Genomic DNA, 16,967 nt, shown 5'->3' with positions numbered 1-16,967 from the left:
GTCAGGCGTTATTTGCTCGCATACAGCAAATCGGTCATATCGTCGGCGTGCTCTTCCTCCGTCGCGAGGATTTCCTCAAAGATGCGTCGCGTCGTGGTGTCGTCATGACCGAGATAATTGATGATCGCGCGATAGCTCTCGATGGCGATGCGCTCCGCGATCAGATTCTCGCGGATCATGTCCTTCAGGTCGACCCCTTCCTTGTATTCCGAGTGCGAGCGCTCGAGCAGCGTTGCCGGCGAGAAGTCTGGCTCGCCGCCTAGCTGCACGATCCGGGCCGCGAGCATATCGGCGTGCTGCTGCTCCTCGGTCGCGTGCTGGAGAAACTCGGCCGCCACCGACTCGGACTCGATGCCCTTCGCCATGAAATGGTGCCGCTTGTAGCGCAGCACGCACACGAGCTCCGTGGCGAGCGAATCGTTGAGCAACTTGAGCACGGTCTCGCGATTCGCGGGGTAGTCCGACGTGACCGGCCCCTGGTCGAGATTGCGGCGCGCCTCATCGCGTACGCGCTTGAGATCGAACTCAAACGAAGCGTGTGTCTTCGACATCTGATTCTCCTTCGAACATGACATGCATGAGTGGGATTGGGTTTCGCATGCGCGCGTCATCGGTGCATCACGCCTAGCAGCAACGTGACGACGAAGACCACGAGGAAGATATAGAACAGGATCTTGGCGATTTCGGCCGCGCCCGCAGCGATTCCCGTGAAGCCGAACACGGCGGCGATGATCGCGATGATGAAAAACACGATGGCGTAGTGAAGCATGGCGTAGTCCTCCTTGTGGGCGGATGTGCTGCGCTATGTCGCGCCTGCGTCAGCGCTAGCGCAAGCCGCGGACCCGACGCCTGCGCACACGCAGACGCATGGCGGCACAAATGACCGGGCACGAGACATGCTGGAGAGTGATCTCCTTTGACACCGTGGAGGACTTCCTCATGAAACGCCTGATTGCCCTCTTTCTCGTTACCGCATCGCTGGCAGCGCTCTCGGCCTGCAACACGATGGCGGGTGCCGGCGAGGACGTTTCCGCAGGCGGCCACGCCCTCACGAATTCGGCGGAAAAGGCAAAATAGTGTCCGGCAAACGGTAAAGGCGCCGGAATGACGGCTAACGCGTGCGCGTAGCTCGTACGTACGCTACCGGCATCGATCACCGGTGAACGACGAAGTCGCGGCCGCTGTGCGCCTCGCATGCGCAGCGGCCGCGCACGCAACGCGGCGCGACGACGCGAGGCGCGTCGCGAAGGTAGGATGCACTCAGGCAGTGCGGCGGCGGTCGTCGAACAGGAACGACAGACCCACGCTGCCGAGAATCAGCACGGTCGCGACAACGGTTGCGCTCGTGACCGGCTCGCCGAGCAGCAGCGCGCCGAGTGCGACGGCAACAACGGGATTCACGTACATGCAACTGCTCGCGACGAGCGGGCTGGTATGGCGGATCAGGTAGCCATAAGCGACGTAGGCCGCCATCGTGCCGATGAAAAGCAGGTAGAGAAACGCCACGAGCGGCAGGAAATGCAGCTCGCCCATGCGTTCGCCGCTGATCCACGCGACCGTCGTCGAAATGGCGCCGCCCAGGCCGATCTGCAGCGCCGTCGCGACGAAGAGATCGGTCGGCAACGTGAGCTTGCCCGCCAGATGCGCGCCGATTGCCCAGAAGAGCGCGCCGCAGAGAATCGCGAGGCTGCCGCCCGCCGAGCCGGCCGCGGCGCCGCCGTGGCTCAGGATGGCGATGCCGACGAGGCCGAGCGCGACCGCGGCCCATTCGGCCTTTGCCACGCGCCGCCCGGTGACCGCCGAGATCACGGTCGCAAAGAGCGGCACCGTGGCGACCATCACGGCCGCCTTGCCAGTGCCCACGGTACGCATGCCGTAGGCGAGCATGCCGCTCGACAGGCCCACGAGCAGCGTGCCCACCACGCCCGCGTTGCGCACTTCGAGCAGCGTTGGCATGACGGGCCGCCGGCGCATGGCGAAGACGAACAGGCCGATCCCGGCGAGCAGATTGCGCAAGCCGGAAAGCAGGAGCGGCGGGAAAGAATCGAGCGCGACTTTCACGCCGAGATACGTCGAGCCCCAAACGAAGTAGACGACGGCGAGCGAGAGCGCAACGCGCCCGGTGCGCGATTGCGGCAGCCGTACGGCACGCGCGAAACGCCATAGCGCGGCTGCGACCTGCTTGGCCCCGGCGAAAAAAGATTGAGTGTTCACGTGGAAAGGCAAACGGGGAGGCATCGTCAATTCACCGCGGCAGGTGAAAGGCAGGACCGCGGTCGCCCCGGCAGCAAGGTGGCGGGACGTGTGAAGCTCGACGGCATGGTGCAGATGCGCAAAAACGCGAAAAAAAACGGAGTACGAAGGACACCCGGGGACGGGCGAAGCGCATTATGCAACAACGCCGGGTGTTGCGGATGCTTTCAGGATGCTTTATGCGCAGCGATTCGTTGCGTGCGCGTCACAGTGTGAGCGGCGCAAGCGAGGACCGTGGATCGCGCACCATATTGCCGTGTAACGGCCGCGTTGCGCCGCGCTGGGAAGACCGTGCTAGCATGACAAAACCTTTCGCTTAACTTTCACCAACCGGATTTCATACACGCCGCTCGCCATGCTTTCGCTCGTTTCGCGTCCCGTATTCGCCTTGCCGCCGCGTCATTTGCGCGGCGCGTCGGCACGCGTACGCGCCGAGCGCGAGCGAACCGCGCTGTGGCCTCTCGACACCCGAGCGCGCGCCCTAGCTACTCTCTCCGCTCCGCTTTACGCCGCCCGGCGTCCGCACTGAACCGCCTCCCCAACCCATCGGAGCCGGTCGGTCGGGCTCCGGGCCGATCCGTTACACCGCCGTTACGCCCCGCTGCGGCCCGCGCCCGATTGCGCGAGTTCGCTCCCAGCCCTCGCCGTTACCTCGAATCTTTTCTGGATCGCAAGGAAGACTGCCATGTCGAAGAAAATCCGTTACTTCACCGAACTCGATGTCGCCCGCCTCGAAAAATGCGCCGCCGAACCCGGCGCCGCGCCCGCGCGCCAGGCCATGCTCGACGAACTCCTCGAACACGCCGTGATCGTGGAATCGCGCGACATGGCCGCCAACGTCGTGACGATGAACTCGCAGGTCACGCTCGTGGACGAGCGTAACGGCGCATCCCTCACGTACACCGTCGTCTATCCGCATGAGGCGAACGTCGACGCCGGGCGCCTGAACGTGTTCTCACCCGCGGGTCTCGCGCTCCTCGGCGCGAAACGCGGCAACGCCGTGCGCTTCACGACGCCGGGCGGCGCGGTCGAAACGCTGAAGATCGAGCGCATCCTGTTTCAGCCGGAAGCTTCGAAGGATTTCACGCTGTAAGCTCGGCCCATACTACACATCGCGACACCCCGCGCCTGGCACATCGCGCGCGAGATGGCACTTGCCAGATCGTCGCAGCGCGGTGTATCGTTTGGCCTTGCTTACGCGGGGGTCCTGCGTCATGCGCCGCATCGAACGAAAGTCGTGCAGCGTATTTCGCGGGTGAGAAATACCCTTTGAACCTGATCTGGATAATGCCAGCGCAGGGAAGCGTCCGGACTTCGCAACATCGCTCAGCGCCTCACCTCATCACAGCGAAGTCCGTCCACGTTCCGTCTCGTCTCCTGCTAAGCCGCTGTTCCCACTTTGCTTTGCATGGAGAGAGAGACGCATGAACGCGAATCCGAAGTTCATTTCCGCCAACGCGCACGTCGACGAAGCCGCGATCGCGCCGCTGCCCAATTCCCGCAAGATCTACGTGACCGGTTCGCAGCCCGATATCCGCGTGCCGATGCGCGAGATCACGCAGGCGGATACGCCCACGGGCTTCGGCGGCGAGAAGAATCCGCCGATCTACGTCTACGACACCTCGGGTCCGTACACCGACCCTGAAGCGAAGATCGACATTCGTGAGGGCCTGCCTGCGCTGCGTCAGGGCTGGATCGAAAAGCGCGGCGACACCGAAGCGCTGCCGGGCCTCTCCTCCGAATACGGCCGCGAGCGCGCCGCCGACCCCGCGACTGCCGAACTGCGCTTCCCCGGCCTGCACCGCACGCCGCGCCGCGCGAAGGCCGGCAAGAACGTCACGCAGATGCACTACGCGCGTCAGGGCATCATCACGCCGGAGATGGAATACATCGCGATTCGCGAGAACCAGCGCCGCGCCGAGTATCTGGAAAGCCTCAAGGCGAGTGGCCCGAACGGCGCGAAGCTCGCGGCGATGATGGGCCGCCAGCATCCGGGCCAGGCGTTCGGCGCAGCCGCTTTCGGCGAGAACGCGCTCAAGGCAATCACGCCCGAGTTCGTGCGCGACGAAATCGCGCGCGGCCGCGCGATCATTCCGGCGAACATCAACCACCCGGAAAGCGAGCCGATGATCATCGGCCGCAACTTCCTCGTGAAGATCAACGCGAACATCGGCAATTCGGCGGTCACTTCGTCGATCGGCGAAGAAGTCGACAAGATGACGTGGGCGATCCGCTGGGGCGGCGACACGGTCATGGACCTCTCGACCGGCAAGCACATCCACGAAACGCGCGAGTGGATCATCCGCAACTCGCCGGTGCCGATCGGCACGGTGCCGATCTACCAGGCGCTCGAAAAGGTCAACGGCAAAGCCGAAGACCTCACGTGGGAAATGTTCCGCGACACGCTCATCGAGCAGGCCGAACAGGGCGTGGACTACTTCACGATTCACGCGGGCGTGCGTCTGCAATACGTGCCGCTCACCGCGAACCGCATGACGGGCATCGTCTCGCGCGGCGGGTCGATCATGGCCAAGTGGTGTCTCGCACATCACAAGGAGTCCTTCATTTATGAGCATTTCGAAGAGATCTGCGAAATCATGAAGGCATACGACGTGAGCTTCTCGCTCGGCGACGGCCTGCGTCCCGGCTCGATCTACGACGCCAATGACGAAGCGCAACTCGGCGAACTGAAGACGCTTGGCGAGCTCACGCAGATCGCGTGGAAGCACGACGTGCAGGTGATGATCGAAGGCCCGGGCCACGTGCCGATGCAGCTCATCAAGGAGAACATGGATCTCCAGCTCGACTGGTGCAAGGAAGCGCCCTTCTACACGCTCGGGCCGCTCACCACCGACATCGCGCCGGGCTACGACCATATCACCTCGGGCATCGGCGCTGCGATGATTGGCTGGTTCGGCACGGCCATGCTCTGCTATGTGACGCCGAAGGAACACCTGGGCCTGCCCAACAAGGACGACGTGAAGGAAGGCATCATCACGTACAAGCTCGCGGCGCATGCGGCCGATCTCGCGAAGGGTCACCCAGGCGCGCAGGTGCGCGACAACGCACTGTCGAAGGCGCGCTTCGAGTTCCGCTGGGAAGACCAGTTCAACCTCGGCCTCGATCCGGACAAGGCGCGCGAGTTCCACGACGAAACGCTGCCGAAGGACTCGGCCAAGGTCGCGCACTTCTGCTCGATGTGCGGCCCGCACTTCTGCTCGATGAAGATCACCCAGGACGTGCGCGACTTCGCGGCCAGGCAAGGCGTGAGCGACGACGAGGCCCTCAAGAAGGGCATGGAAGTGAAGGCGGTCGAGTTCATCAAGCAAGGCGCCGAAATCTATCAGCGCCAGTAAGCGCTGACTTCGGGCTGACTCAGGGCTCACTACGCCCCGGCGGGCGCTCGCCGCCCGCCGAAACATTTACTAACGATTCCCACAACTCTCTGACAAGCGCACACACCCTGATACGGGTCGCGTGGCTAGCATGAGGGTGTCGAAGGCGCAGCGTGCGTGCCAGCGCACGCCGCACCGCACACTCGAACGCATCATGCGTAGGGAGTCGAAAAATGAATACGCTCAAACGTGCACGCACGCTACTCACGGTGACGACACTCATCGCCGTGCTGGGCAGTCTTGGCGCTTGCGACAACATGTCGAGACGCGACCGCGATACGGTGATCGGCGCGGGCGTGGGTGGCGTGGCCGGCGCGGCGATCGGCGGCAATGCGCTCTCGACCGTGGGCGGCGCAGCGGTGGGTGGCGTGATCGGCAATCAGGTGGGCAAGTAAGCGTTAGCGCCAGTACGGATCGACGATGCGGCTGCACGACGGGCTGCACGATCGAAGCGACGGCACAGAACAGAAACGACACGACAGGCAACACGCCATCCACGGCGTGCATCAGGGAAGGATGCGCGGCGCAGACCCTCACGGGCTGCGCCGCGTTTGCTTGGGTCGCTGGCGTCGCGGCCGCAGGACTGCGCGAAATAATCGGTTAACGACGCATCGCGCAAAGCGTGTTCGCACGGCGTAAGCTCGAACGAATCAGACGGCCCGAGCCCGATGGCGATCATCCTGCGCGGCCGTTCGCCACTCGCGGAGCCCGCCATGAAACGTCCGTCTGTGCTGGTGATCGCCGCCGCGAGCGCGCTCCCCGCGCTTTCCGGCTGCTACTACTACGCCCCCTACGGCTACCCGCCCTACTACTACGGCACCGTGCCCGTCGCCGCCACCCAGCAGGAAACCGCGGTCGTGCAAACGGCGCCGAACCCCGCGCCTGCCGCCGTGCCCGACGCGCAGTATCCGGGACCGCTCTATCCCTCGCCGCCGGTTGCGATCGCCGTGCCTGCGTGGCCGGCCTATCCAGCATCTCCAGCGGTCTACCCCCCGACCTATCCCGCCTACTACCCTTACCCTGCGTACGGCTGGGGCTGGGGCGCGCCCGCCGTCTCTTTCGGCTTCGGCTACTGGGGCGGCGGCAGGCACTGGCATCACTGATGTTCACGCACCCAGCCACGCCGCGAACTGCGCCACAAAACGGTGCCGGACCGTACTTTCCCTCCTTGACGCTCCCGTGTCGTTATCTATCCTCCAAGTGGGCTAGCGGGGATTGAAGCAGCGCCTTAACTCGGCCGCCTGGCCGGGCCCTGAACGCCACAGCCGACGACGCGCCCCGGCGCATGCTGCCGCACTGCTGCGCCGACAACGAACCAGCATAAAGGAGACGTGATGTTCCACCAGCTGTTGACCCCCATCGGCAATTCGCTGCTGTTTTCGTTTCTGATCGCCGTGCTGCCGATTCTCACCGTGCTCGCCCTGCTCGGCTGGGCGCGGCGGCCTGCATGGCAAGCCTCGCTCGCGGGGCTCGTGGTCGGTCTGATCGTCGCGATCGCCGGCTGGCAGTTTCCGGTCAATCTCGCGATCAGCTCGGTGCTCGCGGGCGTGGTGTTCGCACTCTGGCCGGTGATGTGGATCGTCGTCACGGCGATCCTGCTCTACAACATCGCGCTGCGCTCGGGCCGCTTCGCGGCGTTTCGCATGTGGTTGCTCGACAATCTGCCCAACGACCGGCGCATCGTGCTCGTCGTGGTCGGCTTCTCGTTCGGCGCGCTGTTCGAAGGGATTTCCGGCTTCGGCACGCCAATCGCCATCACGAGTTCGCTGCTCATCATGCTCGGCTTCCCGACGCTCGAGGCCCTGACCTTCACGCTCATCTTCAACACGGCGCCTGTTGCGTTCGGTGCGCTCGGCGTGCCGATCACGGTGCTCGGCGCGGTCACGCACCTGCCCGCCGATCTGCTCGGTCAAATGGTCGGCCGCCAGTTGCCGTTCTTCGCCTTGCTGCTGCCGTTCTATGTCATTGCGATCTACGCGGGCATGGGCGGCATGCTGCGCATCTGGCCGGTGCTGCTCGTCTCGGGCGGCAGCTTCGCCCTCACGCAGTTCATCACCGCCAACTTCATCAACTACAGCCTCACCGACGTGCTCTCGTCGCTCGTCTCGCTGATCCTCACCATCCTGTTCCTGCGCGTGTGGAAGCCCGCGCCCGATCCGCGCTTCGCCATCAAGGTCGATCGCGCGAAGGAAGCGCGCGGCGCCGTGACGGGCGCGCAGGGCTGGTATCCGTGGATCATCGTCGCGGCCGTCGTGATCATCTGGACCGTCGCGAGGGTCTTCACGATCGGCGAGGTGAAAGTGCCGTGGCCGGGCCTCGACAAGGCCGTCTACATCACGCTCTACAACACGCCCTATGGCGCGATCTGGGACTTCCAGCCGCTCGCCACCGGCACGGCGATTCTCGTCGCGGCGATCATCACCGCGTTCGTCGTGCGCCTGAAACCCGCCGATTTCGGCGTCGCGATCGTCGATACCTGGGTGCAGACGCGCATCGCCATCCTCACGGTCGCGACCATCGTCGGGCTCGCGTTCCTCATGAACTACTCGGGCCTCACCTATACGCTGGGTCTCGCGGTGTCTTCGGTCGGCGCGTTCTTCCCGCTCGTTTCGGCCTTCCTCGGCTGGGTCGCGGTGTTCCTTTCGGGCAGCGACACCTCGGGCAATGCGCTGTTCGGCAACCTCCAGGTGGTAGCCGCGAAACAGCTCAATCTCAACCCCATCCTGATGGCGGCGACCAACTCGTCGGGTGGCGTCATGGGCAAGATGATCTCGCCGCAAAACATCGCGACGGGCGTCGCCACCACGGACCTCAAGGGCCAGGAAGGCATTGTGTTCGCGAAGACGTTCAAGCACTCGATCCTGTTGACCGTGTTGCTCGGCATCCTCGTGTGGCTGCAGCAGAACTTGCTCACCTGGATGATTCCGCACTGAGTACGGCTCGCGCGCGGGCATGAAAAAACCCGCCTGCGCGGCGATGCGCAGGCGGGTTTTCTTTTGCGGCCTTGAGCCAGACAACGCTGGCTCGAGCGTGCGCGCAATGTTTAGTGCAGTTCGTCGACCACGAGGCTCATGATCTCCTGCGCCGGACGCGACGAGTCGATCTGGCCACTGTCGTCCACGATCGCGACGCGCGTCTGGTTGTCCGTCACGGCGCGCACGTTGAGCTTGTACTGCTTCGCGGTCTTTTCCTTGCGGCCGTGGAAGATCTGGTTCCAGAAGCCCTGCTCGTCCGAGCTGTGGTCCTTCGGATCGACATAGCGCACGTAGTAGATGCCCTTCGTGCGGTCGCGATCGTCCACCGTGAAGTTGGCGCGGTCGAGCGCGATGCCCACGCGCACCCATGCGCGGTCGTACGGCTCACCGAGCGTGATCTCCGACGAGGTGTACTGACCCGACGTGCCCTGCGCGTTCGACGAGCCGCTGCCCGATTGCTGGCCCACGGCCGCGACGTTCTGCGCGGCCATGGCGGCCGCAGCGGCGTCCGGAGCCTTCGACTTCGCGTCGGTGCCCTTGCTGTTGGCCTTGGCGTCGGCTTCGGCCGCGACCTGCGCGTCGGGCACGCCCGGCTTCGCGTTCGCGAGCGTCATCATGAGGCGCTTGAGGTACTCGGCTTCGAGCGCGGGATCGTTGGGCTTCGGCACCCACTTGCTGGTGTCGTTGTTGGTGCCCGAGAGCTGTTCGCTCAGACCCTTCTGGCTGATGAACACATAGGTGCCGCCGCTGGGCGACGTTTCGAGGCGCGTGCGGTACTTGTTGCGCTCGGCGGTCACGTACGAGTTGCCCGTGGCCCACGAGAGCGTGTTGCGGATGAGGCCGTCGCTGATCTTCGGATGGGTTTCGTTCCAGTCCGTTTCCATCACGCCCTTGTCGCGCTGGTCGACCACGAGCAGGAAGCCCTGTTCCTGCCAGAAGCGGCGCACTTGCGCCCAGACCTGCTCGGGCGTGCGGCTGTCGATGACGAGCCAGCTTTCCGTGCCGTCACGCTGGATATGCATGCCCGGCACCTGCGGGACCACCTGGGCCTCGTCGGACTGCGGCGCGGCGGCCTGGGTCTGCTTGAGCGAGGACAGCGAGGTTTCGCCGCCCTGCGGCGCGAGCGAGCGCTGGTCGGACGCTTCGTCGAGCATGTTCGGCGGCACAGCGAGCGAGGACTGCTTCGCCTTGGCGTCACTACGGTAATCGATCTTGCCTGGCGTCGGCGAGCTGCAGCCGGCGACCAGCCCGCCCGCCATCAGAAGCGCGAGCGCGCGTGCGGCAAGACGTTGATGAAAATCACTCATGTTCGGGTAATCCCTTCGGCTACGCCACGGCCAGTTTCCGTGGATCAACCAAACATTTTACCGGTCCGGCGGCCCGCTGTGCAAAAACCACGGGGTGGCACGCAATCCAGGCCCGATATCCGCAGCGGCGACGCGCGCCGAACCGCGGTCGCGGCACTCCAGACCGACCGCGCCTTAACATTCATCCACATTCGATCCGGCGCGGCGAACCTACTGAAAAGCCGCCAATTTCCTTTTGGATCAACGCATTAACTCCTCCCCACGCGCAAACGCTGCTTTGCGCTGTGCCGCCCTCCCGGCCTGGGACGCTCGCAAGAACGACCCCGGTGCTAATTTCATCTCGAAATCTCAAAAAAGATTCGTAAAAAAGCAGGACCGGAGAGCGTCATGAAAACTTGCAGCCTCACCCAGGCGGGCCGCGCCGCAGCCTTCGCCTGCGCGCTCAATTGCCTCGGCTTCGCCGCCGCGCCGGCCCGGGCCGCGCTCGGCGACACCGCGACCGTACCGGCCGGCGCCGCCCAACGCAGCATCGGTGGCGGAGCCGGCCGCGTCGTCAGCTACGTCGACGACAACGGCACGACCATCAACGCCTATGTGGGCAGCGCGGCCGGGACGGTCTTCGCGTACACGTGGCAGGGGCCGGCTCAGCCCAACGTGGGGGCGCTACTGGGCCGTTACGCAGCCGACTGGCGCAGCGCCGCCGCGGCGCTTCACGCCACCGGCCGCAACGGCCTGCACGCTGCGCGCGTGGACGGCGCTCAGGTCGTGGTCGAGACGGCCGGCCACATGCGCGCCTACGTGGGACGCGCGTGGCTGCCCGCCGCACTTCCCGCTGGCGTGAGCGTCGGGGATCTCCAATGAAGGCCCGCTCCCGGCGCCTCGCCCTCGTCGCCCCCCTCGCGCTCTTCTCGCTTTGCGCCGCGCTCACCGCGTGCGGTGGCGGCGATGCCGGAACCGCGTCCGCGAGCACAGGCGCCGCGGAACCCGCCAGCGCCTCAACTCCCTCGAGCGCGCCGTCGACCGCCGGCACGAGCCGCACGATTCCGCAATCGACCACGCCCAATGTCGTGGCCGTCACGGTGGGCCCGACGCCCACCTCGACGCGCAACATGCTGATGACGAGCGTCACGGTCTGCGTGCCGGGCACCGCGGACTGCACGAGCGTCGACAACGTCCAGCTCGATACCGGCTCCCAAGGCCTGCGCCTGCTCGCTTCGGCGCTGCCGGCAGGCTTCTCGCTGCCCCCCGTGCCAGCCGGTGCGGGGGCCGACATCGCCGGCGAATGCGCCGTGTTCGGCACGGGCTACACGTGGGGCACGGTGCGCAGCGCCGACGTGAAGCTCGCGGGCGAGACTGCCGCTTCGCTGCCGATCCAGTTGATCGCCGACCCGGCCGTGCCCGCGTCAGCGCCGGACGGCTGCGCCGGCAGCGGCCTCGCGATGAACAGCGCCGCCGCGCTGCGCTCGAACGGCATTCTCGGAGTCGGGCCGTTCAGCGCCGATTGCGGCGTGTCCTGCGTCAGGGCGGCAGCCACGCCGTGGTACTACGCCTGCCGCGCGAGCGGCTGCACGGCGAGCGCGCAACCGCTTGCGCAACAAGTCAGCAACCCGGTGGCGGGCTTTGCCACCGACAACAACGGCGTGATCATCGACCTGCCGCCCCTGGCCGACAGCGGCGCGTCCGGGGTGAGGGGGTCGATGATCTTCGGCATCGGCACGCAGGCGAACAACGCGCTCGGCAGCGCGACGGTGCTGCGCGCGAACTCGGGCACCGGCTATGTGAAGACGACGACATCGGACGGCACGGTCTACTCGCTGAGCTACCTCGACACGGGCTCGAACGCGCTGTACTTCAACAGCCCGACGATGACGCGCTGCGGGTTCTGGTATTGCCCGAGTTCGCCGGTCAGCCTCGGTGCGACGATAGCCGGCATCGACGGTGTGGGCGCTTCCGTGACCTTCGCGGTCGCAAGCTCGACGACGCTGCTCGCCACCGGCAACTGGGCCTTCAGCAATCTCGCTGGCTACAACGGTCGCGCGTTCGGCTGGGGACTGCCGTTCTTCTTCGGGCGCCGCGTGTTCACGGCGATCGCCTTGCAGGACACACCTGCAGGCAGCGGACCATTCTTCGCGTTTTGAGCGCGCCGGCGATCACCGGAGTCTTATCAGCTACAAACGACGAAGGCCTCATGCGAGGCCTTCATGAGCACAGAATGCGCCAACGACGGGGCTGCCGTAGCAACGCCACGGCGAGCAGCGTGCGTTCGTTTTAATCGTTCGAGGCGTTCGGGTCGGGCGTGGTCTTCGCGAGCTTAGGCGGCGCGAGCCAGCGGAACGTCGCGAGGCCCGACTCGTTGAAGGTGCACTCCGCGGCCGCCGGTGTGCCGACGGCCTTCTTGATACCAAGCTTTGCGACCAGCGCGGCGACCGGCGTGGTCGGCTTGCCCTCTGGCGTGCCGCCTTGGGCGACCGGAGCGGTGGGAACCGAAATCGTGCCGGGCAGCGCCGCCGCCTGCACCATCGGCGCCGTGACCGTGGGCGCCTCGTTGGCGCCCTGCGCCGTGGTGGACGCCGCCGCCGATGCGGCCGATGCGGCCGACGCCGACGGCGCCGACGCGACCACGGCGGCCGAAGCCGCGCCGTTCTCGAGCTGCCCTTCGACCACCACACGGGCGCCACGATACGTCGTCGCGCTATGCGTGACCTTGAGGTCGCCGAGCGTCGTCTCGGCAAGGCGGCTACGCATCGCCTCTTCGCAGGCGCTGGTGTTGCGGTACTGCGCCGCGCATCCCGCGAGCAGGGTGACGGCGGCCGCGAGGCCGGCGAAGCATGCGTTACGTGTGTTCATCGCTCATCCGATTTTCAGGCTGCGGCAATTGTAGCGTACGGGGCGGGGAATCCCTGACGGCGCTCGCGCCCACCTGCGACCCTGCTATCATCGCTGCTGTATATCCGTACAGTGCCACGCGTGCTTCCCGACTCTCCCGATCCGTTCTATTACCTCGCGAACTTCGAGCGTGCGCTAGCGTGGCTCGACGCGCGCTGCGCCGACCTGTTCGACGACGCCGAGCGCCGCTTCGCCGACGAATTCGTGCAGGTGCCGCAAGCATCTCGCGCGCTCTTCGTGCGCATGCTGATGCGTAAGGGCCCCTATTTTCGCGCCAGCCGGCTCGCGTACGACGAAATCGGCTGCCCGCGCGCGGCTGCGGCACCGCTCGTCGCGGCGGGTTGGCTCGACGACGCGCCCGCACTCGATCTCGGCGCGCTCGCCGCGCTCGTGACGAAAGCCGAACTGCAAGCGCTCGCCGAGCGTCTTGGCATCGCGCTCGAAGCTCGCGCCACGCGCGCGGCAACGCTCGAGGCGCTCGATGCACACTATGCCGCCGCGCCCGAACCGCGCGACTGGCGTGCGTGGTTCCCGGCTTCGTCCGACACTGTGCTTTTGTTCGCGAGCGCCCCGCTCTGCGAGCGCCTGCGCCTGATGTTCTTCGGCAACCTGCATCAGGACTGGTCGGAGTTCGTGCTCGCCGACCTCGGCGTCTTTCGCTACGAAAGCGTGCCCTTCGATCACGCCTCGCGTGCGTTCCAGCGACGCGAGGACATCGACGCGTATCTGGCGCTGCGCGATTGCCGCGACGGACTCCAGAGCGCCGCCGAGACCCAGGACTTCGACGCTGCCGGCGCCATCACCGCAACACTCGCAGCACTCGACGCGCTGGCCCCGCGCACGCAAGCGAACGCCTGGCTGCGCGCTCGCCACGACAAGCTGCGTCACGCCGCGGGGCTCGCCGCCGAGCGCGCGGGCGAACCCGAACTCGCGTGGCGCGCTTATCTCGACTGCGCTCACCCTGAATCGCGTTACCGCCGCGTGCGTGTGCTCGAACAACTGAACCGACGCGAGGAAGCGCTGGCGCTCGCGCAGACCATTGCCGATGCGCCCGCAAACGAAGAGGAAGCGCAGCGCGCGGCGCGCACGCTCGGGCGTCTCGCGCGCACGCGGGCGAAGTCGAAGACGAGCGCCGGGCCGGGGTTCGCGCAGCTCGAACTCGCGCTGCCCGCGGCGCCTGGCCCACTGCGCGTCGAGGAAGCCGCGCGCATCGCGCTCGCCGCGCCGCAAGCGCCCGTGTTCTATGTCGAGAACACGCTGATCAACGCGCTCTTCGGCCTGCTCTGCTGGCCCGCGCTGTTCGCGCCGATGCCAGGCGCGTTCTTCCACCCGTTCCAGCGCGGCCCCGCCGACCTGCACGCCGCCGACTTCGTCGCACGACGTGCTTCGCAGTTCGAAACATGTCTCGCCGAACTCGAAACGCTCGCCTACCGCGAGTCGATTGTGCGCCGCTACGCGGAAAAATCCGGCATCCAGTCACCGTTCGTCGCGTGGCCCGCATTGAGCGACGAACTGCTCACGCTAGCCCTCGACTGCTTCCCGGCCGCTCATCTGCGCCTGTGGTTCGAGCGACTGCTGCGCGAACCCGTCGCGAACCGCTCGGGTCTGCCCGATCTCGTGCGCTTCTGGCCGCACGAGCGGCGCTACGAACTGATCGAGGTGAAAGGCCCCGGCGACCGCTTGCAGGACAACCAGCGCCGTTGGCTGGCCTATTGCGTGCAGCACGGCATGCCGGTTTCCGTATTGCAGGTGCGTTGGCCCAACCTGCACGACGAAGCCGAAGAAGCAGAAGAAGCCGTCGAAAACGCCGCCCAGGCGCTGCCCGCGCCATGAGCTACACGGTGGCCGTGCGCACGCTGTGCGAGTTCACCGCGAAGCGCGGCGACCTCGACTTGCGCTTCACGCCCTCGCCCGACGCAAGCGACGGCCGCGCCGGCCACGCCGCCATCGCCGCGCGGCGCCCGCCCGGCTACGAGACCGAGATCGCGCTTTCCGGCACGTTCGAATCGCTGAGCGTGCGCGGCCGCGCCGACGGCTACGATCCCGCGCGCCGCAGGCTCGAAGAATTCAAGACCTATCGAGGCGACCTCGATGCGATGCGCGAGAATCAGCGCGCGCTGCACTGGGCGCAGTTGCGCGTCTACGGCGCACTTCTCTGCGAAAAACTCGGCCTCGATGGGCTCGAACTCGCTTTGGTCTACTACGACATCGGTTCGGGGCGCGAGACGGCGCTCGTCGAGCATGCGAGCGCGCGGGAATTGCGCACCGCGTTCGAAACGCAATGTCGTCGCTTCGTTGCATGGGCCGAGCAGGAAAGCGCCCACCGCGCCGCACGCGATACCGCGCTTGCCACACTGTGCCTGCCGCATCCGCAGTTTCGACACGGCCAGCGCGATCTTGCCGAAGCCGTCTGGCGCGCGGCGACGCAGGGACGCTGTCTGCTCGCGCAGGCGCCCACCGGCATCGGCAAGACCATCGGCACGCTCTTTCCGCAGTTGAAGGCGTGCCCGCGCGCGGCGATCGACAAAGTCGTATTTCTGAGCGCGAAAAGCTCTGGGCGTCAGTTGGCACTCGACGCGCTCGCTACGCTGACAAGCGCGCAAGACGAAGCAAGCGCCGAAGCGCATCGAACGCCCGTGCCCCTGCGCGTGCTCGAACTCGTCGCGCGCGAAAAGTCGTGCGAGCATCCCGAAGCGGCATGTCATGGCGAATCATGCCCGCTTGCGCGCGGCTTTTACGACCGTCTGCCGGCCGCGCGTGCGGCGGCGCTCGAGCGCGTGCGGCTCGACCGCGCGGCACTGCGCGAGGTGGCGAGCGAGCATGCCGTCTGCCCCTACTACCTTGGCCAGGAGCTGGCGCGCTGGAGCGACGTGATCGTCGGCGACTACAACTACTGGTTCGACGCGAGCGCCATGCTGTTCATGCTCGCCGCGCACAACCAGTGGCGCGCGAGCGTGCTCGTGGACGAAGCCCACAACCTCCCCGAGCGCGCCCGCGCGATGTATTCGGCGGAACTCGTGCAAACGCGCATCGACGCCGTGCGCCGCGCCGCGAGCGCACCGCTCAAGCGCGCGCTCGCGCGCCTGCAGAAGCACTGGAACGCGCAGAACGCCGTGTTGCCCGGCGCCTGGCGCGCGAGCGACACCTTGCCCGAAGGCCTCGTCGCCGCGCTTGGCGACGTGATCGGGGCGATCGGCGACCAGCTCGCCGAACCCGCGCTCGTGCGCGATCCCGAACTCGAGCGCTTCTATTTCGACGCCCTGCACTTCACGCGCATTGCCGAACGCTTCGATACGCATTCACTCTTCGACGTCACGCCATTGGCGCATCAGAACGCGCGCCGCCCGCGTTCCACGATCGCCATCCGCAACATCGTGCCGGCGGATGCCTTGCGCCCGCGCATCGCCACGGCACACAGCATCACGCTCTTCTCGGCGACGCTCTCGCCCACGCATTACTACAGCGACATGCTCGGGCTGCCCGCCAACACGGTGAGCATCGACATCGACACGCCATTTCGCGCCGAGCAGCTCGACGTCCACATCGCCCGCCATATCTCGACGCGCTATAAGGACCGCGAACGTTCGCTCGAAGCGCTGGTCGGGCGCGTGGCCGCGCAATTTGTCGAACGCCCCGGCAACTATCTGTGTTTTTTCAGCAGCTACGACTATCTGCAGCAAGCCGCCGATGCGTTTGCGGCACGCCATCCGGAGGTGCAAGTCTGGCTCCAGTCGCGCACCATGGACGAAGCGGATCAGCAGGCCTTCGTCGCGCGCTTCGTGGAAGGCGGCTGCGGCATCGGTTTCGCGGTGCTGGGCGGCGCGTTCGGCGAGGGCATCGATCTGCCGGGCACACGTCTCATCGGCACGTTCATCGCGACGCTCGGCATGCCGCAGGTGAACGCCGTGAACGAGGCGATGCGCGCACGCATGGATACGCTCTACGGCGACGGCTTCGACTACACCTACCTGATTCCGGGCCTGCGCAAGGTCGTGCAGGCCGCCGGGCGCGTGATCCGCACCGAGCAGGATCGCGGCGTCGTACACCTGCTGGACGACCGCTTCGCACAGCCCGGCGTGCGCGCGCTGCTGCCCACGTGGTGGCGTATCGCCACGAGTTAATCTGGATTCCAGATCAATCGTAACGTAAAA

The 16,967-nt window shown here is 66.2% G+C and carries 15 protein-coding genes and 1 riboswitch; of the genes, 10 read left to right on the top strand and 5 right to left on the bottom strand.

The features are described from left to right. Positions 1 to 8: 8 nt before the first annotated feature. Positions 9 to 551 carry a bacterioferritin gene (locus tag AB4Y36_RS10085; RefSeq protein ID WP_256094991.1) on the bottom strand — a complete coding sequence of 181 codons (543 nt, stop codon included), beginning with the start codon at positions 549 to 551 and terminating at the stop codon, positions 9 to 11. Positions 552 to 607: 56 nt separating this feature from the next. After that, on the bottom strand, positions 608 to 769 hold the full coding sequence (locus AB4Y36_RS10080; RefSeq protein WP_028204224.1) for a DUF1328 family protein: 162 nt from the start codon (positions 767 to 769) through the stop codon (positions 608 to 610). Between the two features lie 170 nt (positions 770 to 939). Here AB4Y36_RS10080 and AB4Y36_RS10075 point away from each other — a divergent pair, with 170 nt between their 5' ends. Beyond that, complete coding sequence (locus tag AB4Y36_RS10075; RefSeq protein WP_042264962.1) at positions 940 to 1,077, top strand: entericidin A/B family lipoprotein; 138 nt, start codon at positions 940 to 942, stop codon at positions 1,075 to 1,077. Between the two features lie 183 nt (positions 1,078 to 1,260). Here the strand turns inward: AB4Y36_RS10075 and AB4Y36_RS10070 are convergent, their stop codons facing one another. After that, the gene (locus AB4Y36_RS10070; protein WP_069268204.1) at positions 1,261 to 2,139 is read right to left on the bottom strand and encodes an EamA family transporter; all 879 of its coding nucleotides are present in this window, start codon (positions 2,137 to 2,139) and stop codon (positions 1,261 to 1,263) included. 799 nt (positions 2,140 to 2,938) lie between these two features. On the opposite strand from AB4Y36_RS10070, the gene AB4Y36_RS10065 reads away from it, so the two are divergent. The 5 genes from AB4Y36_RS10065 to AB4Y36_RS10045 all read left to right on the top strand — a co-directional run bounded on the left by AB4Y36_RS10065 (position 2,939) and on the right by AB4Y36_RS10045 (position 8,581). After that, positions 2,939 to 3,346: a GreA/GreB family elongation factor gene (locus tag AB4Y36_RS10065; protein ID WP_069268168.1), complete on the top strand. Its 408-nt coding sequence runs from the start codon at positions 2,939 to 2,941 to the stop codon at positions 3,344 to 3,346. A 97-nt stretch (positions 3,347 to 3,443) separates the two neighbouring features. After that, positions 3,444 to 3,573, top strand: a riboswitch (TPP riboswitch). A gap of 104 nt (positions 3,574 to 3,677) precedes the next feature. Beyond that, on the top strand, positions 3,678 to 5,609 hold the full coding sequence (gene thiC, locus AB4Y36_RS10060; protein WP_069268169.1) for a phosphomethylpyrimidine synthase ThiC: 1,932 nt from the start codon (positions 3,678 to 3,680) through the stop codon (positions 5,607 to 5,609). Between the two features lie 212 nt (positions 5,610 to 5,821). Next, positions 5,822 to 6,043: a glycine zipper 2TM domain-containing protein gene (locus AB4Y36_RS10055; protein ID WP_069268170.1), complete on the top strand. Its 222-nt coding sequence runs from the start codon at positions 5,822 to 5,824 to the stop codon at positions 6,041 to 6,043. Positions 6,044 to 6,361: 318 nt separating this feature from the next. Continuing rightward, a complete protein-coding gene (locus tag AB4Y36_RS10050) occupies positions 6,362 to 6,751 on the top strand; it encodes a hypothetical protein (protein WP_368682877.1) in 390 nt (129 codons plus the stop codon). A gap of 231 nt (positions 6,752 to 6,982) precedes the next feature. Then, positions 6,983 to 8,581, top strand: coding sequence for an L-lactate permease (locus AB4Y36_RS10045; protein ID WP_368682876.1), 1,599 nt, complete (start codon positions 6,983 to 6,985; stop codon positions 8,579 to 8,581). 110 nt (positions 8,582 to 8,691) lie between these two features. Here AB4Y36_RS10045 and bamC read toward each other — a convergent pair whose 3' ends face one another. Beyond that, positions 8,692 to 9,930: an outer membrane protein assembly factor BamC gene (bamC, locus tag AB4Y36_RS10040; RefSeq protein ID WP_368682875.1), complete on the bottom strand. Its 1,239-nt coding sequence runs from the start codon at positions 9,928 to 9,930 to the stop codon at positions 8,692 to 8,694. Between the two features lie 387 nt (positions 9,931 to 10,317). Between bamC and AB4Y36_RS10035 the strand changes: the two genes are divergently transcribed. Then, positions 10,318 to 10,791, top strand: coding sequence for a DUF2844 domain-containing protein (locus tag AB4Y36_RS10035; RefSeq protein WP_342945928.1), 474 nt, complete (start codon positions 10,318 to 10,320; stop codon positions 10,789 to 10,791). Then, positions 10,788 to 12,068, top strand: a complete 1,281-nt coding sequence (locus AB4Y36_RS10030; RefSeq protein ID WP_368682874.1) for a DUF3443 domain-containing protein — start codon at positions 10,788 to 10,790, stop codon at positions 12,066 to 12,068. The genes AB4Y36_RS10035 and AB4Y36_RS10030 overlap by 4 nt, the downstream gene beginning before the upstream one ends. A gap of 130 nt (positions 12,069 to 12,198) precedes the next feature. Here AB4Y36_RS10030 and AB4Y36_RS10025 read toward each other — a convergent pair whose 3' ends face one another. Beyond that, the gene (locus AB4Y36_RS10025) at positions 12,199 to 12,777 is read right to left on the bottom strand and encodes a hypothetical protein (RefSeq protein WP_368682873.1); all 579 of its coding nucleotides are present in this window, start codon (positions 12,775 to 12,777) and stop codon (positions 12,199 to 12,201) included. A 120-nt stretch (positions 12,778 to 12,897) separates the two neighbouring features. Here AB4Y36_RS10025 and AB4Y36_RS10020 point away from each other — a divergent pair, with 120 nt between their 5' ends. Both AB4Y36_RS10020 and AB4Y36_RS10015 read left to right on the top strand, forming a co-directional pair. Further along, complete coding sequence (locus tag AB4Y36_RS10020) at positions 12,898 to 14,649, top strand: VRR-NUC domain-containing protein (RefSeq protein ID WP_368682872.1); 1,752 nt, start codon at positions 12,898 to 12,900, stop codon at positions 14,647 to 14,649. Further along, complete coding sequence (locus AB4Y36_RS10015) at positions 14,646 to 16,937, top strand: ATP-dependent DNA helicase (RefSeq protein ID WP_368682871.1); 2,292 nt, start codon at positions 14,646 to 14,648, stop codon at positions 16,935 to 16,937. Before AB4Y36_RS10020 ends, AB4Y36_RS10015 begins: the two co-directional genes overlap by 4 nt. The last annotated feature ends 30 nt before the right edge of the window (positions 16,938 to 16,967 follow it).

The sequence above is a fragment of the Paraburkholderia sp. BR10936 genome (assembly GCF_040965735.1).
Taxonomy (GTDB): domain Bacteria; phylum Pseudomonadota; class Gammaproteobacteria; order Burkholderiales; family Burkholderiaceae; genus Paraburkholderia; species Paraburkholderia nodosa_A.
The sequence above is the reverse complement of the archived record's forward strand: the minus strand, read 5'-3'. Positions and strand labels throughout refer to the sequence as shown.